General features: G+C 64.5%; 20 protein-coding genes. 7 read left to right on the top strand and 13 right to left on the bottom strand.

What is annotated here, in order from left to right:
• Positions 1-69 precede the first annotated feature (69 nt).
• The 10 genes from pgi to dksA all read right to left on the bottom strand — a co-directional run bounded on the left by pgi (position 70) and on the right by dksA (position 13,608).
• The gene (pgi, locus tag RYH74_RS24990; protein ID WP_025340692.1) at positions 70-1,734 is read right to left on the bottom strand and encodes a glucose-6-phosphate isomerase; all 1,665 of its coding nucleotides are present in this window, start codon (positions 1,732-1,734) and stop codon (positions 70-72) included.
• Positions 1,735-2,704: 970 nt separating this feature from the next.
• A complete protein-coding gene (panC, locus tag RYH74_RS24995) occupies positions 2,705-3,568 on the bottom strand; it encodes a pantoate--beta-alanine ligase (protein ID WP_075046419.1) in 864 nt (287 codons plus the stop codon).
• Positions 3,565-4,365 (bottom strand): 3-methyl-2-oxobutanoate hydroxymethyltransferase, encoded by an 801-nt coding sequence (gene panB / locus RYH74_RS25000; RefSeq protein WP_025340690.1) that lies wholly within the window; start codon positions 4,363-4,365, stop codon positions 3,565-3,567. Before panB ends, panC begins: the two co-directional genes overlap by 4 nt.
• 262 nt (positions 4,366-4,627) lie before the next feature.
• Positions 4,628-5,107: a 2-amino-4-hydroxy-6-hydroxymethyldihydropteridine diphosphokinase gene (gene folK, locus RYH74_RS25005; RefSeq protein WP_013974273.1), complete on the bottom strand. Its 480-nt coding sequence runs from the start codon at positions 5,105-5,107 to the stop codon at positions 4,628-4,630.
• Positions 5,104-6,492: a polynucleotide adenylyltransferase PcnB gene (locus tag RYH74_RS25010; protein WP_317410489.1), complete on the bottom strand. Its 1,389-nt coding sequence runs from the start codon at positions 6,490-6,492 to the stop codon at positions 5,104-5,106. The genes folK and RYH74_RS25010 overlap by 4 nt, the downstream gene beginning before the upstream one ends.
• Positions 6,493-7,384: 892 nt before the next feature.
• Positions 7,385-8,827 carry a sigma-54-dependent transcriptional regulator gene (locus tag RYH74_RS25015; RefSeq protein ID WP_286100596.1) on the bottom strand — a complete coding sequence of 481 codons (1,443 nt, stop codon included), beginning with the start codon at positions 8,825-8,827 and terminating at the stop codon, positions 7,385-7,387.
• 4 nt (positions 8,828-8,831) lie between these two features.
• The gene (locus tag RYH74_RS25020) at positions 8,832-11,807 is read right to left on the bottom strand and encodes a sensor histidine kinase (RefSeq protein ID WP_025340687.1); all 2,976 of its coding nucleotides are present in this window, start codon (positions 11,805-11,807) and stop codon (positions 8,832-8,834) included.
• Complete coding sequence (locus RYH74_RS25025; protein WP_003250005.1) at positions 11,791-11,967, bottom strand: hypothetical protein; 177 nt, start codon at positions 11,965-11,967, stop codon at positions 11,791-11,793. The genes RYH74_RS25020 and RYH74_RS25025 overlap by 17 nt, the downstream gene beginning before the upstream one ends.
• Before the next feature lie 245 nt (positions 11,968-12,212).
• Positions 12,213-13,100 carry a tRNA glutamyl-Q(34) synthetase GluQRS gene (gene gluQRS, locus RYH74_RS25030; protein WP_084785353.1) on the bottom strand — a complete coding sequence of 296 codons (888 nt, stop codon included), beginning with the start codon at positions 13,098-13,100 and terminating at the stop codon, positions 12,213-12,215.
• A 64-nt stretch (positions 13,101-13,164) separates the two neighbouring features.
• Positions 13,165-13,608, bottom strand: a complete 444-nt coding sequence (gene dksA, locus RYH74_RS25035; RefSeq protein ID WP_025340685.1) for an RNA polymerase-binding protein DksA — start codon at positions 13,606-13,608, stop codon at positions 13,165-13,167.
• A gap of 210 nt (positions 13,609-13,818) precedes the next feature.
• Between dksA and RYH74_RS25040 the strand changes: the two genes are divergently transcribed.
• Both RYH74_RS25040 and sfsA read left to right on the top strand, forming a co-directional pair.
• Positions 13,819-14,991, top strand: coding sequence for a pyridoxal phosphate-dependent aminotransferase (locus RYH74_RS25040; protein WP_075046415.1), 1,173 nt, complete (start codon positions 13,819-13,821; stop codon positions 14,989-14,991).
• Complete coding sequence (sfsA, locus tag RYH74_RS25045) at positions 14,991-15,704, top strand: DNA/RNA nuclease SfsA (RefSeq protein ID WP_317410491.1); 714 nt, start codon at positions 14,991-14,993, stop codon at positions 15,702-15,704. Before RYH74_RS25040 ends, sfsA begins: the two co-directional genes overlap by 1 nt.
• On the opposite strand, the gene RYH74_RS25050 is transcribed toward sfsA, so the two are convergent.
• Entirely contained in the window at positions 15,694-16,011 is a 318-nt protein-coding gene (locus RYH74_RS25050) for a Rieske (2Fe-2S) protein (protein WP_025340682.1), read from the bottom strand. The genes sfsA and RYH74_RS25050 overlap by 11 nt on opposite strands.
• 148 nt (positions 16,012-16,159) lie before the next feature.
• On the opposite strand from RYH74_RS25050, the gene RYH74_RS25055 reads away from it, so the two are divergent.
• The 4 genes from RYH74_RS25055 to RYH74_RS25070 all read left to right on the top strand — a co-directional run bounded on the left by RYH74_RS25055 (position 16,160) and on the right by RYH74_RS25070 (position 19,927).
• On the top strand, positions 16,160-17,044 hold the full coding sequence (locus tag RYH74_RS25055; RefSeq protein ID WP_317410492.1) for a hemin ABC transporter substrate-binding protein: 885 nt from the start codon (positions 16,160-16,162) through the stop codon (positions 17,042-17,044).
• A 50-nt stretch (positions 17,045-17,094) separates the two neighbouring features.
• The gene (locus RYH74_RS25060; RefSeq protein ID WP_162276790.1) at positions 17,095-18,078 is read left to right on the top strand and encodes a FecCD family ABC transporter permease; all 984 of its coding nucleotides are present in this window, start codon (positions 17,095-17,097) and stop codon (positions 18,076-18,078) included.
• Entirely contained in the window at positions 18,078-18,845 is a 768-nt protein-coding gene (locus RYH74_RS25065) for a heme ABC transporter ATP-binding protein (protein WP_317410493.1), read from the top strand. Before RYH74_RS25060 ends, RYH74_RS25065 begins: the two co-directional genes overlap by 1 nt.
• A 200-nt stretch (positions 18,846-19,045) precedes the next feature.
• Complete coding sequence (locus RYH74_RS25070; RefSeq protein WP_286100593.1) at positions 19,046-19,927, top strand: ChaN family lipoprotein; 882 nt, start codon at positions 19,046-19,048, stop codon at positions 19,925-19,927.
• A 179-nt stretch (positions 19,928-20,106) separates the two neighbouring features.
• Here the strand turns inward: RYH74_RS25070 and RYH74_RS25075 are convergent, their stop codons facing one another.
• Positions 20,107-20,385, bottom strand: coding sequence for a TfoX/Sxy family protein (locus RYH74_RS25075; RefSeq protein WP_013974260.1), 279 nt, complete (start codon positions 20,383-20,385; stop codon positions 20,107-20,109).
• Between the two features lie 240 nt (positions 20,386-20,625).
• Positions 20,626-22,188 (bottom strand): AAA family ATPase, encoded by a 1,563-nt coding sequence (locus RYH74_RS25080; protein WP_085617894.1) that lies wholly within the window; start codon positions 22,186-22,188, stop codon positions 20,626-20,628.
• A gap of 116 nt (positions 22,189-22,304) precedes the next feature.
• Between RYH74_RS25080 and mrcB the strand changes: the two genes are divergently transcribed.
• The gene (gene mrcB / locus RYH74_RS25085; RefSeq protein WP_025340676.1) at positions 22,305-24,626 is read left to right on the top strand and encodes a penicillin-binding protein 1B; all 2,322 of its coding nucleotides are present in this window, start codon (positions 22,305-22,307) and stop codon (positions 24,624-24,626) included.
• Positions 24,627-24,635: the final 9 nt, after the last annotated feature.

Below are 24,635 nucleotides of genomic sequence, written 5' to 3' on the forward strand. Positions count from 1 at the left end.
CAACTTTTCGGGGGCAGTCCAACCTGTGGGAGCGGGCGAGCCCGCGAAGAAGCTGGCGAAGGTTTCAGATCAACCGCGGTGACGGCCGCGGAAGTAGTTGATCAGGCCTTGGGTAGAGCCATCTTCAGCGCTGTCTTCCAGGCTGCCGACCAGGCGTTGGTAAACGCCCTTGCCCAGCTCCTTGCCCAGCTCCACGCCCCACTGGTCGAAGGCGTTGATGCCCCAGATCACGCTCTGTACGAAGACCTTGTGCTCGTACATCGCCACCAGCGCGCCCAGGCGGCGTGGGCTGATGCGCTCCACCACCAGGGTATTGCTCGGGCGGTTGCCCGGGATGACCTTGTGCGGGGCCAGCTTTTCGATGTCCGCTTCGTTCAGGCCCTTGCCACGCAGCTCGGCTTCGGCTTCCTCGCGGGTCTTGCCCAGCATCAGCGCCTGGCTCTGCGACAGGCAGTTGGCGTACAGCCACTGGTGATGGTCGGCCACCGGGTTGAAGCTCACCACCGGCACGATGAAGTCGGCCGGAATCAGCTGGGTGCCCTGGTGCAGCAACTGGTGGTAGGCATGCTGGCCGTTGCAGCCGACGCCGCCCCAGATCACCGGGCCGGTGTCGGTCTTCACCGGGGTGCCGTCCTGCAGCACGCTCTTGCCGTTGGACTCCATGTCCAGCTGTTGCAGGTGCTTGGTGATGTTGCGCAGGTAGTGGTCGTACGGCAGGATCGCGTGGCTCTGGGCGCCCCAGAAGTTGCCGTACCACACGCCCAGCAGGGCCAGCAGTACCGGCATGTTCTTTTCGAACGGCGCGGTCTGGAAGTGCTGGTCCATGGTGTAGGCACCGGACAGCAGTTCCTTGAAGTTGGCGGTACCGATGGCCAGGGCGATCGGCAGGCCGATGGCCGACCACAGCGAGTAGCGCCCGCCCACCCAGTCCCACATCGGGAAGATGTTTTCTTCACGGATGCCGAAGGCCACGGCGGCGGCCTTGTTGCTGGAAACGGCGATGAAGTGGCGGTACAGCTCGGCTTCCGAACCGCCCTGGGCCAGGTACCAGGTACGCGCGGCCATGGCGTTCTTCAAGGTCTCGAGGGTGTTGAACGACTTCGATGAGACGATGAACAGGGTGGTTTCGGCGCGCAGGTTGGCCGACAGCTCGTGGAACTCACTGCCGTCGATGTTCGCCAGGTAGTGGCAGCGCACGCCGCGCTGGGCGTAGGGCAGCAGCGCCTCGGAGACCAGCTCGGGGCCGAGGAACGAGCCACCGATGCCGATGTTGACCACGTCGGTGATCGGTTTTTCGCTGTAGCCGCGCCACAGGCCGTCGTGGATGCGGCCGACCAGTTCGGTGATCTGGTTGAGCACCTTGTGCACTTCCGGCATCACGTTCACGCCGTTGACGCTGAGCTTGTCGCCCACCGGCCGGCGCAGGGCGGTGTGCAGCACCGGGCGGCCTTCGGAGGCGTTGATGATTTCGCCACTGAACATCGACTTGATGGCGTCCTGCAGGCCCACTTCGTTGGCCAGGTTCACCAGCAGGTCGCGGCTTTGTTCGGTGATCAGGTTTTTCGAGTAGTCGAGGAACAGGCCGCAGGAGCTCAGGGAGAACTGGTCGAAGCGCTTGGCATCGGCGGCGAAGGCTTCGCGCATGCTGAAACCTTGCATGGCGTCGCGGTGTTGCTGGAGCGCCTGCCAGGCGGGCAGGGCCGTGACATCGTGGGGTGTACGGTAATACGCCATTGCGCGGGGTTCCCTTGGTGCGTGGTGAGACCTTGGACACGGCACTCATTGCCGGGTTCAGGCTGGCACCATTATAGGCAAAGGCCACTTGCAGGGAATGGGTATGGCGGGGAATTTGGGGGAGGCAACTGTCTTGTATTGCCTGTACTGGCCTCATCGCCGGCAAGCCAGCTCCCACAGGGATAGGGCGTGGCTCGAGGCCGATGCGGTCGGGGTGTGATTTGGGGGCGCTACCGGTACTGGCCTCATCGCTGGCAAGCCAGCTCCCGCAGGGATAGCGCATGGCTCGAGGCCGATGCGGTCGAGGTGTGATTTGGGGGCGCAGCGGTCTTTGTGTTACCGGTACTGGCCTCATCGCTGGCAAGCCAGCTCCCACAGGGATAGCGCATGGCTCGAGGCCGATGCGGTCGAGGATTGATTTGGGGAGGCAACTGTCTTGTATTGCCTGTATTGGCCTCATCGCCGGCAAGCCAGCTCCCACAGGGATAGCGCATGGCTCGAGGCCGATGCGGTCGGGGTGTGATTTGGGGGCGCTACCGGTACTGGCCTCATCGCTGGCAAGCCAGCTCCCGCAGGGATAGCGCATGGCTCGAGGCCGATGCGGTCGAGGTGTGATTTGGGGGCGCAGCGGTCTTTGTGTTACCGGTACTGGCCTCATCGCTGGCAAGCCAGCTCCCACAGGGATAGCGCATGGCTCGAGGCCGATGCGGTCGAGGATTGATTTGGGGAGGCAACTGTCTTGTATTGCCTGTATTGGCCTCATCGCCGGCAAGCCAGCTCCCACAGGGATAGCGCATGGCTCGAGGCCGATGCGGTCGGGGTGTGATTTGGGGGCGCAGCGGTCTTTGTGTTACCGGTACTGGCCTCATCGCTGGCAAGCTCCCACAGGGATAGCGCATGGCTCGAGGCCAATGCGGTCGAGGTGGGAGCTGGCTTGCCGGCGAATGGGCTGCAAGGCAGCCCCAGGCCGTTACGCGGTCTTCTCTTCCAGATGCAGGTACAGGTTGTCGATCAACCGTGTGTTACCCAGGTAAGCCGCCGCAATTACCACCAGGTCTCGATCATCGATCACTGCCGGGCGCAGGCTCACGGCATGACGCACTTCCAGGTAATCCGGCCGGAAACCAGCGGCGGTCAACTGCGCCTCGCCTTCGGCAACCAGCGCGGCAAAGTCACGTTGGCCACGGCCGATGCCAGCAGCAATGTGCTGCAGCGTGCGGTACAACGCTGGCGCCGCAGCACGCTGCTCAGGCGTGAGGTAACCGTTGCGCGACGACAGCGCCAGGCCGTCCTCGGCCCGCACGGTGGGCTCGCCGATGATCTGGATCGGCATGTTCAGGTCGCGCACCATGGCGCGGATCACCGCCAGCTGCTGGAAGTCCTTTTCACCGAACACGGCAAGGTCGGGCTGGACCATGTTGAACAGCTTGCTGACCACGGTGGCCACGCCTTCGAAATGCCCGGGCCGGCTGGCGCCGCACAGGCCTTCGGAAAGGTGGGGCACGCTGACGCGGGTTTGCACGCTCATGCCGTCGGGGTACATCTCTTCGACGCTGGGCGCGAACAGAAGATTGCAGCCAGCCTGGAGCAGGCGCTCCTGGTCGGCGGCCAGGGTGCGCGGGTACTTGTCGAGGTCTTCGTTGGCGCCGAACTGCAGCGGGTTGACGAAGATGCTGGCGACCACGAAATCGGCGCGCTGCGCAGCCTTGGTCACCAGGGCGGCATGGCCGCTGTGCAGGTTGCCCATGGTCGGCACGAAGCCGATGCGCTTGCCTTCACCGCGGGCGCGGGCGACTGCGGCGCGCAGTTCGCGGACGGTCTTGACTGTATTCATGCACTGAACCCGTGTTCGCTGCCTGGGAAGCTGACTTGCTTGACCGCCTCGACGTAAGCGACGAGGGCGCTGTGGATATCCGGCTGGCCTTGCATGAAGTTCTTCACGAACTTCGGTACCCGGCCGCTCAGCGACAGCCCGAGCATGTCGTGCAGGACCAGTACCTGGCCATCGGTGCCGCTGCCGGCGCCAATGCCGATCACCGGGATGGAAACGGCACTGGTGATTTCCGCCGCCAGTTCGCTGGGCACGCATTCGAGCAGCAGCATGGCTGCACCGGCCTGTTCCAGGGCGATGGCGTCGGCGCGCATTTGCCGGGCCTGGGCTTCCTGGCGGCCCTGCACCTTGTAGCCGCCCAGCACATTGACAGTCTGCGGGGTCAGGCCCATGTGCGCGCACACCGGCACGCCACGCTCGGCTAGCAGGCGGATGGTCTCGGCCAGCCAGGCAGCACCTTCGATCTTGATCATGTGGGCGCCGGCCTGCATCAGCGTGGCGCTGTTGGCGAAGGCCTGCTCCGGGGTGGCGTGCGCCATGAACGGCAGGTCGGCGAGGATCAGCGCGCCGTCGTTGCCACGTTTGACGCTGGCGGTATGGTAGGCCATGTCCGCGGTGGTCACCGGCAGTGTGCTGTCGTGGCCTTGCAGGACCATGCCCAGCGAGTCGCCCACCAGCAACACTTCGACACCGGCCTGGCTGGCGGCCTTGGCGAAGGTCGCGTCGTAGCAGGTCAGCATGGTGATTTTTTCACCCTTGGCCTTGAGGCCATTGAGGGTGGTCAGGGTTACTTCAGGCATGTAGGAAATTCCTCGTTCAGGCGCTGTAAGAAACGACTGCATTCAACGCGTGTAGTCATCTTCCGGAGCGGCACATCATCGCGCGTGATGTTCGGGCACAGGTCCGTCCGGGCCTAAATACGGGTATGCGGCACTTTGGTGCCACACGGGACGCCTATAGTCGTGAGCGAGGTTGGGGAAGTCAATCACCCTGTTACCGCATTGTTACGATCAGGGTGTTACTGGCGTTACCGCGCCAGTGTGCAAGGCTGGAACGCCCGGTTTACAGGCGTTCCAGGCCGACGAACGGGCAGTCGTCGAGCAGTTGCGCGAGGGCGCGGCCGTCGGCCAGGCGGAAATCGCCCGGTACCAGTTCCGCCAGCGGGTACAGCACGAAAGGCCGGGCATGCATGTGGTAATGCGGCACTTTCAGGCGCGGCTCATCGAGCACCTGGTCGCCGAACAGCAGGATGTCCAGGTCCAGTGTGCGCGGGCCCCAACGTTCCTTGCGCACGCGGCCCTGATCGTTCTCGATGGCCTGCAGTGCATCGAGCAGGGCCAGCGGTGGCAGGGCAGTGTCCAGGGCGGCGACGGCGTTGGTATAGCGCGGCTGGCCGGGCAGCAGCGAATCGCTGGTGTACAGGGCCGAGGCCGCCACCAGGCGCGTGGCCTCGACCTGGTCGAGGGCCTGCAAGGCGCTGCGCAGCTGCTCGGCAGGTGCGTCCAGGTTGCTGCCCAGGCCGATATAGGCGCGGGTACTCACTCGAACGCCTCGTCGCCACTGCGCTTGCGCTTGCCACCGCTACGCTTGCGTTTGCGCGGGCCGGCGCCGGTGCCTTCGTCACGGCTGCCCAGCTCGCGGATCATCTCGCGGCGCTCGCTGTCGTTGGCATCCTGGTAGTCGGTCCACCACTGGCCGAGGTCGTCGGTTTCTTCCCCGGCGCTTTCGCGCAGCAGCAGGAAGTCGTAGCCGGCACGGAAGCGCGGGTTGTCCAGCAGCATGTCGGCGCGCTTGCCGCTGCGGCGTGGCAGGCGCTCCTGCATGTCCCAGATCTCGCGGATCGGCAGGGTGAAGCGCTTGGGGATGGCGATGCGTGCGCATTGCTCGGCGATCAGGTCGTGGGCCGCACCGTTCATGGCCGGGATCGGCGGCACGCCCTGGTTCTGCAGGTGCAGCACGCGGGCCGGCAGGGCTGGCCACAGCAGCGCGGCGAAGAGGAAGGCCGGGGTTACCGGTTTGCCTTGCTTCACGCGCAGGTCGGTGTTGTTCATCGCCTGGCTGATCAGCGTGTGGGTGTAGGTCGGGCGCTCGTCCAGGGCATGCGAACTGGCCGGGAACAGCGGCTCGAACAACTGCAGGTCGACCAGCATCTCGAAGACGATGGCGCCCTGGCCGGAGAGGAACAGCTTGAGGCTCTCTTCGAACAGGCGTGCTGGCGGAATCTCGCGCAGCAGTGGGGCCAGCTCGCGGATCGGCTGGACCGTGTGCTTTTCGATGCCGAAGTCGAGCTTGGCGGCGAAACGCACCGCGCGCAGCATGCGCACCGGGTCTTCCTGGTAGCGGTGGGTAGGGTCACCGATCAGGCGCAGCAGGCGGTTGCGAATATCGTGCACGCCGTTGGCGTAGTCGAGGATGCGCTCGCTGACCGGGTCGTAGTACAGGGCGTTGATGGTGAAGTCGCGACGTTGCGCGTCCTCTTCCAGGGTGCCGTACACGTTGTCACGCAGGATGCGGCCACTGGCATTGTGCGACGAACGGTGGCTGTCGCCCTGGTCGTCTTCCGAGTGGTGGGCGCGGAAGGTGGCGACTTCGATGATCTCACGGCCGAAATGCACGTGGACCAGCTTGAAGCGGCGGCCAATGATGCGCGCGTTGCGGAACTCGGCACGGACCTGTTCGGGGGTGGCGCTGGTGGCGACGTCGAAGTCTTTCGGCGTGATGCCCAGCATCAGGTCGCGGACACAGCCACCGACCAGGTAAGCCTGGTAACCGGCGCTCTGCAGGCGTTCCACGATGTTCACCGCATGGCGGCTGAACTGGTGGCGTTGCAGCGAGTGCTGGCTCTTGTTGATCACCTCAGGCGTGGTGCGCCTGTGGTGCGGGCCCGGTACGGGCGGGCGGAACGACTGGAACAGCTTCTTCAGCATGGGATGCACTGTTTGAAGGAATGTTCGGCCAAGAATAGGAGAATGGCCGCATGATGGGCGGGGATTCTAGCATTTACTCAAGGAATGGTGTAGGCGGGTAGCAGGATGCCTGCCGGAAGGGTAGAAACGACAAGGGGAGCCTAAGCTCCCCAAGAAGTCGTTGCGTGCTCTTATTGTTTTTTTGCTGGGCTTCTTGTTTTTGTTGAGTGCCCTGTCCACAAATCTCGAAGCTTGTGGACGACCCCCAATCCAGGGGTTAAGAGCAAACGGATTGCTTTGGTCGCTGATGTCACGTTGATCTGTCGATCCAACCAGTTCAGGCGCTGCTTTTTAGTGCAGTTTTTATTGTTCTCTGCCTGGTTGTGGGGCAAGCCCCAAACACGCATCCTCTCCAAAAGAATCAGTTAGCTGCGCCTCCGCCGTCTTGTTTTTATTGTGCGTGAGCCGTTTCGTCTTGTTCTTATTCTGAGTTGCAGTGCTTGTTATTGTTCTTGTACCAGACATATAGCAGGTGCCGTGCCAACTTTTGCAAACCCAGTAAAATCAAGGGTTTGGAGGTGGCGAGCAGTTTTTCAGCGGTCGAAAATGTCGAAATTTCGTTACCTTACGCCTCGGGAACTGTTACGGCGGAAAGCTTGGGTAACAGATTTTTGCGGGGGCTGATGTGTTACCTGGGGTGTGTGCGCTGGCTTTGCCGGCCCTTTCGCGGGTGAACCCGCTCCCACAGGGGCTGCGCAGGTTTCGCTGAATCTCGGTAAGCCGGCTTCTACAAGGATTGCACCACCCTTGAGGGCAGTGAGATTTCTGTGGGAGCGGGTTCACCCGCGAAGAGGCCGGAACGGCAGATAGAGAGGGATCAGGGCAGGAGGAACCTCCCGCCCAGGCAGCGCGGTTACTCGCTGGTAGCGTTGCTCTTGCGCCGCGGGATACCCAGGCGCTGGCGGCGTTCCCACAGGCACTTGCGGCTGACCCCGAGCTTGCGGGCCAGTTCGGTCTCGGTCATGTGGTCCTGGTGCTCGAGCACGAAGTGCTGGAAGTAGTCTTCCAGCGACAGGTCCTCGGTCGGCTCATGGCTGGCATTCGCCGAACTGGCCACGACCAAGGCGTTGTCAAGGATTTCGTCCTCCTCCAGGTCGCCCAGCTCGATGTCGATGCCCAGCAGGTCGGCGGAAATTTCTGCGCTCTCGCTGAGGATCACCGCGCGCTCAACGGCGTTTTCCAGCTCTCGCACGTTACCCGGCCAGCTGTAGTGACGAATGGCCTGCTCGGCTTCGGCCGAGAAGTGCAGGTCGTCGCGGCCGATGCGCGCGCTCTGGCGGGCGAGGAAGGCGCTGGCGATCTCGTTGACGTCGCTGCCGCGCTCGCGCAGGGCAGGCAGTTTCAGGGCGATCACGTGCAGGCGGTAATACAGGTCTTCACGGAACTGGCCGGCCTTGGCCAGGTTCTTCAGGTCGCGGTGGGTCGCGGCGATCAGGCGTACATCGACCTTTTGCGACTGTACCGAACCCACCCGGCGAATCTCGCCTTCCTGCAGCACGCGCAGCAGGCGGGCCTGGGCTTCCAGCGGCAGTTCGCCGATTTCGTCGAGGAACAGGGTACCGCCATCGGCAGCTTCCACCAGGCCAGCGCGCCCGGCGCTGGCGCCGGTGAACGCGCCTTTCTCGTGGCCGAACAGCTCGGACTCGATCAGTGTCTCGGGGATGGCTGCGCAGTTCACCGAAATCATTGGTGCCTTGGCCCGACGCGACAGGTTGTGCAGGGCGCGTGCGACCAGCTCTTTACCGGTGCCCGACTCGCCCTGGATCAGCACGTTGGAGTCGGTGGGCGCGACCTTGCGGATCTTGCTGTACATGTCCTGCATCGGCGGGCAGGAGCCGATGATGCCGATTTCGCCATTGGCGGCTGCCGCGCTGCCTTTGTCGGCCGAGGCGGCCTTGCCATTGGTGGCGCGTGGCTCGGCCGCCGGTGCGGCAGCCGGGGCGTTCTGCCGGTCGCGCAGGATACGCGCCACCGCTTGCAGCATCTCGTCGTGGTCGAAGGGCTTGGCGATGTAGTCCACCGCGCCCATTTTCATCGAGTCTACCGCCGAGCGCAGGCTGGCGTAGCTGGTCATGATCAGCACCGGGGTGCCCTGGCCGAGCTTGATCAGCTCGGTACCGGGCGCGCCTGGCAGGCGCAGGTCGCTGACGATCAGGTCGAAGGTGGCAATGCTGAAGCGTTCCTGGGCTTCCTGCACCGAGCCGGCTTCGCTGACCTGGTACTGGTTCCGTTCGAGCAGGCGACGCAAGGCCGAGCGGATGATGGTTTCGTCTTCGACGATCAGAATGTGCGGCATTGATTCAATTCTCTCGACGGTCTCGAATTTCAGGGGACGTCGCTACGACATGCCGGGGCAGGGTCACGCGGATCCGGGTGCCACGTTGCCGTTCGATATCGGCCGGGCTGTCGATGGTGATTTGCCCATAATGCTCTTCCACGATGGAATAGACCAGAGCGAGCCCCAGTCCGGTTCCTTCGCCCGGGTCCTTGGTGGTGAAGAAGGGTTCGAACAGGCGGTCCATGATGTTCTTCGGGATCCCGCTGCCCTCATCCTCGACGATCAGGTCGACGGTGTGCTCGCTGACTTCGCTGCGCACGCGCACGGCGCTGCCGGGCGGCGAAGCGTCGCGGGCGTTGGAGAGCAGGTTGATCAGCACCTGGGCCAGGCGCTGCGGGTCCCCTTCGGCCCAGTGCTCCGGGTCGCAGAGGTTGAAGAACTGTACTTCGAAATTGCGCCGGTTCAACGCCAGCAGACCGATGGCGTCCTGCGCCACTTCGGCCAGGCATACCGGCTCTTCGCTGTTCTGGTGGCTGCCGCCGGCATGGGCGAAGCTCATCAGCGACTGGACGATGCGCGATACCCGCTTGGTCTGTTCGAGAATCTGGCTGGACAGTTCGATGATTTCGCCATCGCCCTCACGCTCCTCGCGCAGGTTCTGCGCCAGGCAGGCGATGCCGGTGATCGGGTTGCCGATCTCGTGCGCCACGCCGGCGGCCAGGCGGCCGATGCTGGCCAGGCGTTCGGAGTGCACCAGCTTGTCTTCCAGCGCCTGGGTTTCGGTAAGGTCCTCTACCAGCAGCACCAGGCCGCTGTTGCCCGGGGCCAGCGGCTCGTCGATGGCCGCCTTGTGCAGGTTCAGCCAGCGCGGCTGGCCGTCCAGCGCCAGGCGCTGCTTGTGCAGGTGCTCGTCGGGCACGTTGATGAAGCCTTGCAGCAGGCCGCGCCAGGGTTCGCTGATGGTGACCAGGCGCGAGCCGACCACGTGCTTGGCAGCGATGCCGGTGAGCTCTTCCATGGCCTTGTTCCACATCAGGATTTCCTGGTCCTTGGCCAGCGAGCAGACGCCCATGGGCAGTTCCTGCAGTGTCTGGCGGTGGTAGCGGCGCAGGGCGTCGAGCTCGGCGGCCAGGCCGGTCAGGCGCGAGTGGTAGTCTTCCAGGCGGCTTTCGATGAAGTGGATGTCCTCGGTCACGTAGTTTTCGTTACCGGACTTGTACGGCAGGAAGGTCTCGACCATGTCCTGGGCCACGCTCGGCCCCATCAGGCCGGACAGGTTGGCCTCGATACGGTCGCGCAGGCGGCGCAAGGCATAGGGGCGGCGCTCGTCGAATGGCAGGTAGAGGTCGCGCAGGGCCTGTTCCACTTCCTTCTGTGCGGCCTTGGCGCCCAGCGGCTTGGCCAGTTGGGTGGCGAACTCCTGTGGCGAGGCGGCGTGCAGTTCGCGGCGTTGCGGGCGGCGCACGTTGTCCACCGCGCAGGCTTCGGCGGCGCTGACCTCTTCGTTGCTGGCGTTGGTGAACAGTGAGATCAGGGTGAACAACAGCACGTTGGCCGCCAGCGAGGCGATGGCCGCCATGTGCCAGCTGGTGTCGTCCAGCACGTAGATCATGTCCAGCAGCGGGATGTAGAAGCCCTGCAGGTTGCCCAGCAGTGGCAGCAGCATGGTCACCATCCACACCAGGGTGCCGGCCAGCAGGCCGGCGATGAAGCCACGGCGGTTGGCAGTCGGCCAGTACAGTACCGACAGCACGCCCGGCAGGAACTGTAACGTGGCCACGAAGGCGACGATGCCCAGGTTGGCCAGGCTCTGGTGGTTGTTCTGGGTCAGGTAGAACATGAACCCGGCGGTGATGATGGCGACGATCAGCGCGCGGCGGGTCCACTTCAGCCAGCGGTAGATGTTGCCTTCGGCCGGCGGCTGGTACAACGGCAGCACCAGGTGGTTGAGGGCCATGCCCGACAGCGCCAGGGTGGTGACGATGATCAACCCGCTGGCGGCCGACAAACCGCCGACGTAGGCCAGCAGCGCAAGTGCCTGATTGTTGGCGGCAAGCCCCAGGCCCAGGGTGAAGTACTCGGGGTTGGTGGTGGCGCCCAGGCGCAGGCCGGCCCACAGCACCAGCGGCACGGCCAGGCTCATCAGCAGCAGGAACAGCGGCAGGCCCCAGCTGGCGCTGACCAGCGAGCGCGGGTTGAGGTTTTCGGTGAAGGCCATGTGGTACATGTGCGGCATGACGATGGCCGAGGCGAAGAACACCAGCAGCAGGGTGCGCCATGGGCCTTCCTGCAGTGGCGTATGCAGAGCCGCCAGGGCGGTCTGGTTCTGCAGCAGCCACACTTCCAGTTCGTGCGGGCCGCCGAACACGCCATACAGGGCGTACAGGCCGATACCGCCCAGGGCCAGCAGCTTGATCACCGACTCGAAGGCGATGGCGAACACCAGCCCTTCGTGCTTTTCGCGTGTGGCGATGTGCCGCGAGCCGAAGAAGATGGTGAACAGGATGATCAGCGCACAGAAGGCGAAGGCCACCCGTGCCTTGACCGGTTCACCGGTGAGGATGCTGATCGAGTCGGCCACCGCCTGGATCTGCAGGGCCAGCAAGGGCAGCACGCCGATCAGCATGATGATGGTGGTCAGCGCGCCGGCCCAGGTGCTGCGGAAACGGAACGCCAGCAGGTCGGCCAGCGAGGAAAGCTGGTAGGTACGGGTGATCTTGAGGATCGGGTAAAGCAGCACCGGCGCCAGCAGGAACGCGCCGGACACCCCCAGGTAACAGGCAAGGAAGCCGTAGCCGTACTGGTAGGCCAGGCCCACCGATCCATAAAAAGCCCAGGCACTGGCGTACACGCCCAGCGACAGGGTGTAGGTCAGCGGGTGGCGAATGATCGAGCGCGGGATCAACCCCCGCTCGCTGATCCAGGCCACGCCGAACAGCACCATGAGGTACGCGGCGCTGATCAGGATCATCTGGGTCAGGCTAAAGCTCATCGGCATCTCGTTGGCTCTGCAGGATGAAGGTGACGACGATCAGGATCAGCCAGAGCAGGTAAGGGCGATACCAGGCTCCGGTCGGTTCGATCCACCAGTCCATGATGGCCGGGGAGAACAGGTAGATCCCCACGACCAGAAGCAGGACCAAACGATAGATGTACATGCTGGCCTCGATGGTTGGGCGCTGCGGGCTTGGACTTATTATTGGCGCAAATGGCTGGGCGGATGCTAGCGGGAATCCATGGTGTTCGCCAAGAGGTTGAATTTATTGGGCTTTTGTTTTTGAGGGGTGGGTTGCCTGTTCTGGCCCTATCGCCGGCAAGCCAGCTCCCACAGGATCACCACAGGATCTGAGTGCTGCGCTGTACCTGTGGGAGCTGGCTTGCCGGCGATAGGGCCGGTAATGCCTCAGCGCAAATCAGCCTCTGGCACTGTGGTCCGCTGCGCAATCGCCTCGGGCCGCCACTGCTTGCGAGCTACCGCCAATACCTCCGCCGGCGTTGCCAGCAACAACTCGGGGTCTGCTTCCTGCCCCAGCGCCCGCAACGCCCGCAGCAACAGCGGTGTCGCCTGGTCCGCCTGCAGCGGCGGCGAGCGGTACGACTTGCCCAGCTTGTGCCCGTCCGGCTGCACGATCAGCGGAATATGCAGGTAACGCGGCTGCGAAAAGCCCAGCAACTCTTGCAGGTACAGCTGGCGCGGGGTGTTGTCGAGCAGGTCGGCCCCACGCACGATGTCGGTAACACCTTGCCAGGCATCGTCCAGTACCACCGCCAGCTGGTAGGCATACAGCCCGTCGCGGCGCTGGATGACGAAATCGCCCACTTCACGCCCCAGGTGCTGCTGGAACTCGCCCTGCACGCGGTCGGTAAAGCGGTAGATCAGCTCTGGCACGCGCAGGCGGATCGCCGCGCCTTCCCGAGCATGCCCGGCGTTGCGGCAAAGGCCCGGGTAGATGCCGTTGTAACCCTCAAGCTGCTTGCGCGAGCAGGTGCAGGCGTAAGCCAGGCCCATGTTGAACAGGCGGTCGACCACCGCGGCATAGGCATCGTGCCGCTGGCTCTGGAACACCACTTCGCCGTCCCACTCCAGGCCGTAGCGCTCCAGGGTCTGCAGGATCGCATCGCGAGCACCGGGCATTTCCCGAGGCGGGTCGGTGTCTTCCATGCGCAGCAGCCAGCGGCCGTTCACGGCGCGGGCATCGAGCCAGGAGGCGAGGGCTGCGACCAGCGAGCCGAAGTGCAGGAAGCCGCTGGGGGTGGGGGCGAAACGCCCGATGTAGCTTGATTCGGTCATGGTCAGGCTGGGCATATAAATGAAACGGGGCGCATGATGCGCCCCGTTCAGGTGGAAAGAAAGATCAGCCTTTGCCGACCGTCTTTTCCTTTTTCTCGGCGATTTCCTTGCAGTCGAAGCACAGGTCGGCGGTAGGGCGGGCCTCCAGGCGACGCAGGCCGATCTCGATGCCGCACGATTCGCACCAGCCGTACTCGTCGGCCTTGATCTTGTCGAGGGTCTTGTCGATTTTCTTGATCAGCTTGCGCTCGCGATCGCGGTTGCGCAGCTCCAGGGCGAATTCTTCTTCCTGGCTGGCACGGTCGGCCGGGTCGGGGAAGTTGGCTGCCTCGTCCTTCATGTGGTCCACAGTGCGGTCGACACTGTTCATCAGCTCTTGCTTCCAGGCGCCGAGAAGCTTGGTGAAGTGCTTTTTCATGGGCTCGCCCATGTACTCTTCACCCTTGGTTTCTACGTAGGGCTCGACACCGTACATGGTCTGGGCTTTTTGCTTTTCTACGGTGGACATGAATAGACCGCCTCTCACTCATCTGATCCAATGCGCAGGCTGCTCCATCTCCGGCACCCGCCGGCCCTGCGACTGCGAGCCGCCGAACTTACCAGATAGATCGGGGGTGCGCTACCCCGCCCGATCCTGGTAATTGACAGCGGCGCGAGCCGCACGTTCGGTGGCGTGCAGAGGTAGAATCTCCAGTTTAGACCCAATTGAGAGAAGGTCATGGCCCACCCCTACAGTGCGCGCAGCCGCGCCATCGAACCCTTCCACGTCATGGCGCTGCTGGCCCGGGCCAACGAGCTGCAGGCGGCCGGACACGACGTGATCCACCTGGAAATCGGCGAGCCGGACTTCACCACGGCCGCGCCCATAGTTGCCGCCGGCCAGGCAGCATTGGCCGCCGGGCACACCCGCTACACCGCCGCACGCGGCCTGCCGGCACTGCGCGAAGCCATTGCCGGGTTCTATGGCCAGCGTTACGGCCTGAGTGTCGACCCTGAACGCATCCTCATCACCCCGGGTGGCTCCGGTGCGCTGCTGCTGGCCAGCAGCTTGCTGGTAGACCCAGGCAAGCACTGGCTGCTGGCCGACCCAGGCTACCCGTGCAACCGCCACTTCCTGCGCCTGGTCGAGGGCGGGGCGCAGCTGGTGCCGGTGGGCCCGGACGTGAATTACCAGCTGACTGCCGACCTTGTCGACCGCTACTGGGACAAGGACACGGTCGGAGCCCTGGTCGCCTCACCGGCCAACCCGACCGGCACCGTGCTGGGGCGTGACGAGCTGGCCGGCCTGTCTCGCGCCACCCGCGAACGGCATGGCCACCTGGTGGTGGACGAGATCTACCACGGGCTGACCTATGGCATGGACGCACCCAGCGTGCTGGAAGTGGACGACTCGGCATTCGTCCTGAATAGTTTTTCCAAGTATTTCGGCATGACCGGTTGGCGCCTCGGCTGGCTGGTGGCGCCTCCTGGCGCGGTGGCCGACCTGGAGAAGCTGGCACAAAACCTGTACATCAGTGCGCCCAGCATGGCCCAGCATGCCGCGCTGGCGTGTTTCCAGCCCGAGACCCTGGCCATTTTCGAGGAGCGCCGGGCCGAGTTCGCCCGCCGCCGCGACTACCTGTTGCCTGCCCTGCGCGAACTGGGCTTCCGCATTGCCGTCGAGCCGCAGGGGGCGTTCTACCTGTATGCCGACATCAGTGCCTTTGGCGGTGACGCGTTCGCCTTCTGCCGGCACTTCCTGGAGACCGAGCACCTGGCCTTCACCCCGGGCCTGGACTTCGGCCGTCACCTGGCCGGCCACCATGTGCGCTTTGCCTACACCCAGAGCCTGCCGCGCCTGGAAGAGGCGGTACAACGGATCGCCCGCGGCCTGCGGAGCTGGCAAGGCTGATGCAGTTCCATCCCCCACTCGAACAGGGCCGCCTGCTGCGCCGCTACAAACGCTTTCTGGCGGATATCGAACTGCCCGGCGGCGAACAGCTGACCATCCACTGCCCCAACACCGGTTCCATGCTCAACTGCATGCGAGAAGGCGGGCAGGTGTGGTTCAGCCGCTCCAACGACCCCAAGCGCAAGCTCCCGGGCACCTGGGAAATCAGCGAAACCCCGCAGGGTCGGCTGGCCTGTGTGAATACCGGGCGGGCCAATACGCTGGTCGAAGAGGCCCTGCGTGCGGGCATCATCGCCGAACTGGCCGGCTTCAGTGCTCTAAAGCGTGAAGTGGCCTACGGCGAGGAAGGCAGCCGCATCGACTTTCGCCTGGAATTCGACGGTGCCCCGGCCTATGTCGAGGTCAAGAGCGTGACCCTGGGCTACCCAGACAGCAGGGTCGCGGCCTTCCCTGATGCGGTGACCCAGCGCGGTGCCAAACACCTGCGCGAGCTGGCGAAGCTGGCCAGGCAGGGCGTGCGGGCGGTGCAGCTGTATTGCGTGAACCTGACCGGTATCGACGCGGTGCGCCCGGCCGAGGAAATCGATGCGGCCTATGCCCAGGCCCTGCGCGCGGCGGTGGCGGACGGGGTGGAGGTGCTGGCCTACGGCACGCGCCTGGACGCCGAAGGCATCGTCATCGACCGCCGCCTGCCGGTGCTGCTTACCCCTTGAACCAGATGCCCTGGCTGTCCTCGTGGCAGCCCAGGGCCTGCAGTTGCTCGCCTTCGCATGGCCCGGCCACGCATTCGCCGCTTTCGATCAGGAACAGCGCGCCATGATGGGCGCAGTGAATCAGGCTGGCGCTGTCATCGAGAAACGCATCTTCCGCCCAGTTCAGCGGGATGCTGCGGTGCGGGCAACGATTGCGGTAGAGGTACACCTGGCCCTGGCGGCGTACGCCGAACAGTTCGATGCCGTCTACGCTGAAGGCGCGGCTTTGGCCTTCGGCCAGGCCGTGGGAGGTACAAAGGAAGTGCATGGCAAGGACGACTCGTGAAACAAGTGGTGGCTTGACGCGTCAATGCGAATAATTATCAAATTGCCCGCATTCGCTGCGCCCGGCTGCTTATGGTGCGCAGTTCCGTCGCCCGCCACAAGGCGCGCGGCCCGCCTGCAGAAGGAACCCGATGATGCGCCGTCCCGTCGCCTTGCTCGCCCTGTGCGCGAGCCTTGTGCTCTCCACCCAGGCCCCGGCGGCCGAGCTGCCGCAGCGTTGGGTCAGCGCTGGTGGTGCACTGAGCGAATGGATCAGCGCGCTGGGTGGTGAAGCGCGGTTGGTGGGTGTGGACACCACCAGCCAGCATCCGCCATCGCTGAAGTCACTGCCCAGTGTCGGCTACCAGCGGCAGCTGTCTGCGGAAGGCATTCTCAGCCTGCGCCCGGATGTGCTGGTGGGCACCGAGGAAATGGGGCCGCCGCCGGTATTGGCGCAAATCCGCAAGGCTGGCGTGCGGGTCGAACTGTTCTCCAGCAAGGCCGAACTGGCGGCGGTGGATGAAAACCTCAAGCACCTGGGGCAGTTGCTGGGGGCAGAACAGCAGGCCGCAGTCCTGGCGTCAGGCTACCACCAGCAGCTCGATGCCTTGCAGGCCAAGGTCAGGCAGGCCCAGGCGGAGCAGAAGGCGCCAGGGGTGTTGCTGCTAGTCGGGCATGCCGGGGCCAAGCCGCTGATCGCCGGGCAGGGTACCGCCGGTGACTGGCTGCTGAGCCAGGCAGGCGGGCGCAACCTGGCAGAATATCAGGGCTACAAGAATTTCTCCAGCGAAGCACTGGCGGCGCTGGACCCGGATGTGATCGTGTTTTCCGACCGGGCGCTGGCCGATGAGCAGGCCTTGCAGGCGTTGCTGAAAGAAAACCCCGCGCTGGCGGCCTCGCGCGCTGTGCGCGAGAAACGCCTGGTATCGCTTGACCCGACGCTGTTGGTCGGTGGGCTCGGGCCACGCCTGCCGGCAACACTGCAGTTGCTTGCGGCTACCTTCTATCCGGCTGCCAAGGCCGGCCTCGCCCAATGAAACAGCGGGTCCAGCCACGCACGCTGTTCGTTTGCCTGAGCCTGTTGTGCCTGCTGGCGGTGTGGTTGTCTTTGGCCCTGGGGCCGGTCAGCCTGCCGCTGTTCGATACCCTGCGTGCCGGCCTGCGCCTGCTGGGGCTGCCCATTGCCGCTGATGGCCTGCAGCAGGCCGAGATGATCCTCGGCCAGATCCGCCTGCCGCGCACCTTGCTGGGGTTGGCGGTGGGCGCGGTGCTGGCGTTGTCCGGTGTGGCGATGCAGGGGCTGTTCCGTAACCCGCTGGCCGACCCCGGGCTGGTAGGGGTTGCCGCCGGGGCGGCGGTGGGCGCGGCGGTGGCCATCGTTGGCGGCAGTTGGCTGGGCGGCATGCCGGATGTGCTTGCCCCTTACTTGTTGTCGCTGTGTGCTTTCATCGGTGGGCTGGGCGTGACTGCGCTGGTCTATCGTCTGGGGCGGCGCGACGGCCAGACCAACGTCGCCACGATGCTGCTGGCCGGTGTGGCCATGACCGCGCTGGGTGGTGCTGCCGTGGGGCTGTTCTCCTACCTGGCCGACGACGCCACGCTGCGCACGCTGACGTTCTGGAACCTGGGCAGCCTCAATGGTGCCAGTTACCAGCGGCTGTGGCCGTTGCTGCTGGTGGCTGCGGGCGTGGCGGTGTGGCTGCCACGCCGGGCCAAGGCGTTGAATGCCATGCTGCTGGGTGAGTCGGAGGCGCGCCACTTGGGCATCGATGTGGAGCGGCTCAAGCGCGAGCTGGTGTTCTGCACGGCGCTGGGCGTGGGGGCGGCGGTGGCGGCTGCCGGGTTGATCGGTTTCATCGGCCTGGTGGTACCGCACCTGGTGCGCTTGCTGGCCGGGCCTGATCACCGTGTGGTGCTGCCAGCTTCCTTGTTGGCGGGCGGTGTGCTGATGCTGTTCGCGGATTTGGCGGCGCGGCTGCTGCTGGCGCCTGCCGAGCTGCCGATCGGTATCGTCACGGCCTTTATCGGTGCACCGTTTTTCCTTTTCCTGCTGATACGAGGACGCAGCTGATGTTGCAAGCCGAGGGCCTGTACTTGCGGCGGGGCAGCAACCAAGTGCTGCATGACATTCATTTGCAGCTGAGCCCGGGGCAGGTGGTGGGCGTGCTCGGCCCCAACGGTGCCGGCAAGAGCAGCCTGCTGGGTGTACTGTGTGGTGAGCTGGCGCCCGATCGCGGATGGGTGACGCTACAGGGCAGGCCGCTGGCCAACTGGGCCGGGCAGGAGAGGGCCAGGCGCCTGGCGGTGTTGCCGCAGGTGTCCAGCCTGGGGTTCTCGTTCCGGGTCGAGGAAGTGGTGGGCATGGGGCGCATGCCCCATGGCACCGGGCAGCGGCGCGATGCGGAAATCGTCGAAGCGGCCTTGCGGGCGGCGGATGCCTGGCACCTGGTGGAGCGCAGTTACCTGGCGTTGTCTGGCGGCGAGCGGCAACGGGTGCACCTGGCTCGGGTACTGGCGCAGCTGTGGCCGGGCGAGGCGGGTACCACGCTGCTGCTCGACGAGCCAACCTCGATGCTCGACCCGTTGCACCAGCACACCACCCTGGAAGCCGTGCGCCGCTTTGCCGACCGTGGCGCCGCGGTGCTGGTGATCCTGCATGACCTGAACCTGGCGGCGCGCTACTGTGACCGTATCCTGCTGCTGGAGCAGGGGCGCTGCCATGCCTTTGCCGCACCCGAAGCAGTGCTGACGCCGGCGGCGTTGAAGGCGGTATATGGGATCGATGTACTGGTACAGGCGCACCCGGAGCGTGGGCATCCGCTGATCATCACTCGTTGATGTGGGGATTCAAGACTCCGAGGCGTGCACGATTTTGGGAGCAGCCTTGTGTCGCGAAAGGGCCGCAAAGCGGCCCCGGATTTTCAGCAGGTGATGCACAAATTGCTGGGGCTGCTCCGCAGCCCTTTCGCGACACAAGGCCGCTCCCACAAGAGCCGGTGCAGGCTTATACATTGTTGAATGACATGGAGGTACTGCCCATGCGACATCCGCTGCTGTCCGCTTTCTCGCTGTGCCTGGTGCTGGTACTGGGTGGCTGCCAGGCCAGCCTGCCACCGCTGCCCGCCTGGCAGAGCAGTGAGGGGCGCAGCCATGCGGAGCTGGGGCATATCGTCGATCTCGCCGATGGCCAGCTGATCAGCCCTGAGCAACTGGTGCAGCGCCTGTCTGCCGCCCCCCGGGTGCTGGTCGGCGAGAAACACGACAACCCCGACCATCACGCACTGCAGCTGTGGCTGCTGCGCGCCCTGCAAGGCCAACGTGTGCAGGGCAGCCTGCTGCTGGAAATGCTGCAGCCCGAGCAGCAACCGCTGCTGGACAAGCTCGCGGGGCAACCTTTGCCGGCAGACCTACCCAATGCCCTGGCTTGGCAGGACGGCTGGGATTGGCAGCTGTACGGGCCAATCGTGACTGAGGCTTTGCAGCAGCGGGTGCCTGTGCTGGCCGCCAACCTCTCGCCCGGCGAGATGCGCCAGGTCTATCGACAGCCAGCTTCGTTACCGGGCGAAAGGTCCAATGCGCCGACGGTCAAGGCCGCCTTGCTGGAGCATGTGCGTGCCGGGCATTGCGGGATGCTGCCAGAAAGCCAGTTGCCGGCGATGCTGGCCGTGCAGCAGCAGCGCGACCGGCGCATGGCCGAGCGCTTGCTGGCGGCGCCGCAGCCGGCACTGCTGCTGGCCGGGGCTTATCACGTGCGCAAGGACCTGGGTGTACCGTTGCACTTGGCTGACCTGCAAGCGCAGGGGGAGAGCAAGGTGCTGCTGTTGGCAGAGGTCGGTGAGCAGGTCGAGGCAGGCGAGGCTGATTTTGTGTGGTACACGGCAGCGATGCCGGAGCAGGACTATTGCGCGCAACTGCGGTGACAGGGCTGCAAAGAGGCAAAAAAAGACCCGGCAAATTGCCGGGTCAATAACCGTGATTAGCCTGATGAGGAGATAATCTGAGAGTCCGAACCAGGGGCTCTTAGCTTATCCAACCAGTCTCGCGACCAGTTGTGATAATCATAACGATTCTCATTTCGTCGTCAATCCCCTTCCTGAAATTATTTCTGATTTTTTTGCGCGGGGCTTTTCGCATCCAGTTGTTGGTTGAGCGCTTCTTTGCGCTCCAGCGGCAAATCGTTCCAGTGCATGTCCAGCAGGGCGCCTTCAATGGCATACAACAGCACCTTCGATGCGCGGAACCCTCGTGTCTTCACGGCCTGGTACGCACCCACCGCGCCCAGGCGGCGCAGATCCGATGCACTGTGGATGCCGGCTGCATGCAGCCACTGCGCAGAGGTCTTGCCAAGGTTCTTCAGATGCTGCAATTCATCGTTCATCGAGCCTCCTTGCGATGGCTGAACGGGGATTGGGGGATAAATCGCGAGCAGGTCAGAGAGGAGTGTAGCGGGGGATGGGAAATGCGCGGCCTTTTGCCATAGGGGGCGACGAGATGTCCTGTGCCGGCCTCTTCGCGGGTAAACCCGCTCCCACAAGGTTATCTGCAAGCCTCACGACTGACGCAGTACCTGTGGGAGCGGGTTCACCCGCGAATAGGCCGGCCCAGGAAAACGCTGACCTTACAGCCCAGGCAAGCGCTGGCGAATCTGCTCGATCACCTGGTCCATGCTCCCGGCACTCTGGGTATCGACGCGGGTGCTCTGCACCAGCTCTTGTGCACTCAGCGGCTCACGGCTGGCCTGCTGGGCCTTGACCACTTCCAGGGTGGCATCTGACGGGTCGGTGTTTTCTGCCCGGCGCTGCTCCAGCCAGCTGGCGATGACCGCATCCGGTGCATGGCAGTCGAGGATCAGGAATGGCACGCCGGTCTGGCTGGCGATGTCCGCCGCGGCCTGCCGCTGATCACGCTTGAGGTAGGTGGCATCCAGCACTACCGGGAAGCCGGCTCGCAGCACGGTCGCCGCCACCTCGTGCAGGCGCTGGTAGGTCGCGACACTGGCGTCCTGGTCGTAGATGCCGGTACTCAGCTGGCCAGCGTCAGCCTGCTGCTGGTCGCCGAACAGGCGTTTGCGTTCCACATCCGAACGCACGCGGACCGCACCCAGGGCCTCGACCATGCGCATGGCGACGTGGCTTTTGCCCACTGCCGAAACACCGTGGGTAATGGCCAGCAGGCGCGACGGGATGGCGCTGTAGCTTTCTGCCAGGTTGGCATAGTTGCGGTAGGTGCGCAGGGTGGTGGCGCGCTGCACGCCATCGGCATCGGCTGGCATGCTGAACAGTGCAACCTTGGCCCGCACCAGCGCGCGGTAGGCTTTGTAGAAGTTGAGCAGTTCCAGGCCTTCGTAGTCGCCGGTCAGTTCCAGGTACTGGCTGATGAAGCGGCGGGCCAGGCATTTCAGGCCGCGGTCTTCCAGGTCCATGGCCAGGAAGCCGGTGTCGGCATACACGTCGGTCAGACGGAACGGTTCGTTGAACTCGATGCAGTCGAAGATCACCACCTTGCCGTCGATCAGGGTGGCGTTGCCCAGGTGGATGTCACCGTGGCATTCACGGATGAAACCATTGGCCTTGCGCTTTTCCAGCAGGCCATGCAGGCGCTCGAAGCTGCTGCGTGCCCAGGCCTGCAGGGCGTCGAGTTGCTGCAGGTCGGCCTTGTCGCTGAGGAACGGGCGAATCTGCTCGAAGTTCTGTTCCACCGGCGCCATCACGCTGTCCGGCGTGCCGAGCGGGTGCTCCACCGGAACGCGTGGGGCCTGCAGGTGGAACTCGGCGATCTGCCGGGCCATCTGGTCGATGTGCGCGGCGTTCAGTTCGCCATTGGCCTGCAGGGTGTTGAGCATCTGCCCCTGGGGGAACTGGCGCATCTTCAGCACGTACTCGATGGCTTCGCCTTCACCACCGATCTGCGGCGCGTCGACGCTACCGGTGATCGGCAACACTTCCAGGTACAGGCCGTCGGTCAGGCGCTGGTTCAGGCGCAATTCTTCGTTACAGAAATGCTGGCGCTGGTCCAGGCCGGTGAAGTCGAGGAAGCCGAAGTTCATCGGCTTCTTGATCTTGTAGGCATACTCGCCAGTGAGCAGGACCCAGGAGATATGCGTCTCGATGAGCTGGAACCCATCCACGGGGTGAGGGTACAGGGCGGGGTTCTGCAACGCAGTGATAAGGGCTTGGCTCACGGGAAATCCTTCCGGGGGCAGGGAATTCGAATGCGCCATTATGGTCAATGGTGCCGTCCCTGCCTACCGCCGGGGGCGTCTGCCCAGCCTTTATAAAGTGCGTATAATCCGCCGCCATGACCCGAACCCGAAATCCCCGTACCCCTCAGAAACGCCCGACCGGCCGCTCCCGCGCCTGGCTGGGCTGGGCTTTGAAGCTCAGCCTGGTCGGCCTGGTGATCATCGCCGGCTTCGCGGTTTACCTTGATGCTGTCGTCCAGGAAAAGTTTTCCGGCAAGCGCTGGACCATCCCGGCCAAGGTGTATGCCCGGCCGCTGGAGCTGTTTTCCGGCCAGAAGCTGAGCAAGAACGACTTCCTCACCGAGCTGGACGCGCTCGGCTACCGGCGTGAAAGCGCGGCCAACGGCCCGGGCGCGGCGGCAGTCAACGGCAACACCGTCGAGCTCAATACCCGTGGCTTCCAGTTCTACGAGGGCATGGAGCCGGCGCAGTTCGTGCGTGTGCGCTTCTCCGGCGATTACGTAGCGGGTCTTTCCGGCGCCAACGGCAAGACGCTCGACGTAGTGCGCCTGGAGCCGCTGATGATCGGCGGCATCTACCCGAAAAACCTCGAAGACCGCATCCTGATCAAGATCGACCAGGTACCGCCGTACCTGCTCGAAACCCTGGTGGCGACGGAAGACCGCGATTTCTACAGCCACTTCGGGGTGTCGCCCAAGTCCATCGCCCGGGCCATGTGGGTCAACACCTCGGCAGGTTCAATGCGCCAGGGTGGCAGTACCCTGACCCAGCAGCTGGTGAAGAATTTCTACCTCACCAGCGAGCGTAGCCTCAGCCGCAAGCTGACCGAGGCGATGATGGCCGTGCTGCTGGAGCTGCACTACGACAAGCGCGAGATCCTCGAGGCCTACCTCAACGAGGTGTTCGTCGGCCAGGATGGCCAGCGTGCGGTGCACGGCTTCGGCCTCGCCAGCCAGTTCTTCTTCAGCCAACCGCTGTCGGAGCTGAAACTGCACCAGATCGCCTTGCTGGTGGGCATGGTCAAGGGGCCGTCCTACTACAACCCGCGTCGCTATCCGGACCGCGCCCTGGCCCGCCGCAACCTGGTGCTCGACCTGGTGGCCGAGCAGGGCGTGGCCAGCCAGGCAGAAGTCGATGCAGCGAAGAAGATGCCGCTGGGCGTGACCAAGCGCGGCAGCCTGGCCGACAGCTCGTTCCCGGCCTTCCTCGACCTGGTCAAGCGCCAGCTGCGCCAGGACTACCGCGATGAAGACTTGACCGAAGAAGGCCTGCGCATTTTCACCAGCTTCGACCCGATCCTGCAGATGAAGGCCGAAACCTCGATGAGCGAGACCTTCAAGCGCCTGGCGGGCCGCAAAGGGGCGGACGAGGTGGAGTCGGCGATGGTCGTGACCAACCCGGAAACCGGTGAAGTGCAGGCGCTGATCGGCAGCCGCCAGGCCGGTTTCGCCGGCTTCAACCGCGCCATCGATGCCGTGCGGCCGATCGGCTCGCTGGTCAAGCCGGCGGTTTACCTGACCGCGCTGGAGCAACCGACCAGGTACACCCTGACCAGCCTGGTGCAGGACGAGCCGTTCTCGGTCAAAGGTGCCGACGGCCAGGTCTGGCGCCCGCAAAACTACGACCGCCGCCCGCATGGCACCATCTACCTGTACCAGGGGCTGGCCAACTCCTACAACCTGTCGACTGCCAAGATCGGCCTGGATGTGGGCGTGCCCAACGTGATCAAGACCATTGGCAGGCTGGGTGTGAATGTCGACTGGCCAGCCTTCCCCGCCATGCTGCTGGGTGCCGGCGGCATGTCGCCGATGCAGGTCGCGACCATGTACCAGACCATCGCCAACGGCGGCTTCAACACCCCGATGCGCGGTATCCGCAGCGTACTCACCGCCGAGGGCGAGCCGCTCAAGCGCTACCCGTTCCAGATCCAGCAAACCTTCGACCCGGGGGCCATCTACCTGGTGCAGAACGCCATGCAGCGGGTGATGCGCGAAGGCACCGGCCGCTCGGTGTACAACACTTTGCCGCGTAATCTCACCCTGGCGGGCAAGACCGGTACCAGTAACGATTCGCGCGACAGCTGGTTCTCCGGTTTCAGCCAGGACCTGCTGGCCGTGGTATGGATGGGCCGTGACGATAACGGCAAGACGCCATTTACCGGTGCCACAGGTGCCCTGCAGGTGTGGACCAGCTTCATGAAGAAGGCCGACCCGCTGCCGCTGGACATGCCGCAACCGGACAACGTGGTGCAGGCCTGGATCGACCCGTACAGTGGCCATGGGTCTGATGGCAGCTGTCCGGGAGCGGTGCAGATGCCGTATATTCGCGGCAGTGAACCGCCCGCCGGCGCGACCTGTGGCGGCGAGCAGGATCCAGTTGAATCGGTCATGGACTGGGTCAAGGGCTGGATGAATTAAGCACAGGCT

It is taken from the genome of Pseudomonas sp. LSJ-87 (genome assembly GCF_032971465.1).
GTDB lineage: Bacteria > Pseudomonadota > Gammaproteobacteria > Pseudomonadales > Pseudomonadaceae > Aquipseudomonas > Aquipseudomonas putida_Z.

Bases quoted from the DNA above. Each gene is read 5' to 3' on its own strand.
- pgi (WP_025340692.1), bottom strand. From the start codon at position 1,734: ATGGCGTATTACCGTACACCCCACGATGTCACGGCCCTGCCCGCCTGG.
- panC (WP_075046419.1), bottom strand. From the start codon at position 3,568: ATGAATACAGTCAAGACCGTCCGCGAACTGCGCGCCGCAGTCGCCCGC.
- panB (WP_025340690.1), bottom strand. From the start codon at position 4,365: ATGCCTGAAGTAACCCTGACCACCCTCAATGGCCTCAAGGCCAAGGGT.
- RYH74_RS25010 (WP_317410489.1), bottom strand. From the start codon at position 6,492: ATGCTGAAGAAGCTGTTCCAGTCGTTCCGCCCGCCCGTACCGGGCCCG.
- RYH74_RS25015 (WP_286100596.1), bottom strand. From the start codon at position 8,827: ATGCCGCACATTCTGATCGTCGAAGACGAAACCATCATCCGCTCGGCC.
- RYH74_RS25020 (WP_025340687.1), bottom strand. From the start codon at position 11,807: ATGCCGATGAGCTTTAGCCTGACCCAGATGATCCTGATCAGCGCCGCG.
- RYH74_RS25025 (WP_003250005.1), bottom strand. From the start codon at position 11,967: ATGTACATCTATCGTTTGGTCCTGCTTCTGGTCGTGGGGATCTACCTG.
- gluQRS (WP_084785353.1), bottom strand. From the start codon at position 13,100: ATGACCGAATCAAGCTACATCGGGCGTTTCGCCCCCACCCCCAGCGGC.
- dksA (WP_025340685.1), bottom strand. From the start codon at position 13,608: ATGTCCACCGTAGAAAAGCAAAAAGCCCAGACCATGTACGGTGTCGAG.
- RYH74_RS25040 (WP_075046415.1), top strand. From the start codon at position 13,819: ATGGCCCACCCCTACAGTGCGCGCAGCCGCGCCATCGAACCCTTCCAC.
- sfsA (WP_317410491.1), top strand. From the start codon at position 14,991: ATGCAGTTCCATCCCCCACTCGAACAGGGCCGCCTGCTGCGCCGCTAC.
- RYH74_RS25050 (WP_025340682.1), bottom strand. From the start codon at position 16,011: ATGCACTTCCTTTGTACCTCCCACGGCCTGGCCGAAGGCCAAAGCCGC.
- RYH74_RS25055 (WP_317410492.1), top strand. From the start codon at position 16,160: ATGATGCGCCGTCCCGTCGCCTTGCTCGCCCTGTGCGCGAGCCTTGTG.
- RYH74_RS25065 (WP_317410493.1), top strand. From the start codon at position 18,078: ATGTTGCAAGCCGAGGGCCTGTACTTGCGGCGGGGCAGCAACCAAGTG.
- RYH74_RS25070 (WP_286100593.1), top strand. From the start codon at position 19,046: ATGCGACATCCGCTGCTGTCCGCTTTCTCGCTGTGCCTGGTGCTGGTA.
- RYH74_RS25075 (WP_013974260.1), bottom strand. From the start codon at position 20,385: ATGAACGATGAATTGCAGCATCTGAAGAACCTTGGCAAGACCTCTGCG.
- mrcB (WP_025340676.1), top strand. From the start codon at position 22,305: ATGACCCGAACCCGAAATCCCCGTACCCCTCAGAAACGCCCGACCGGC.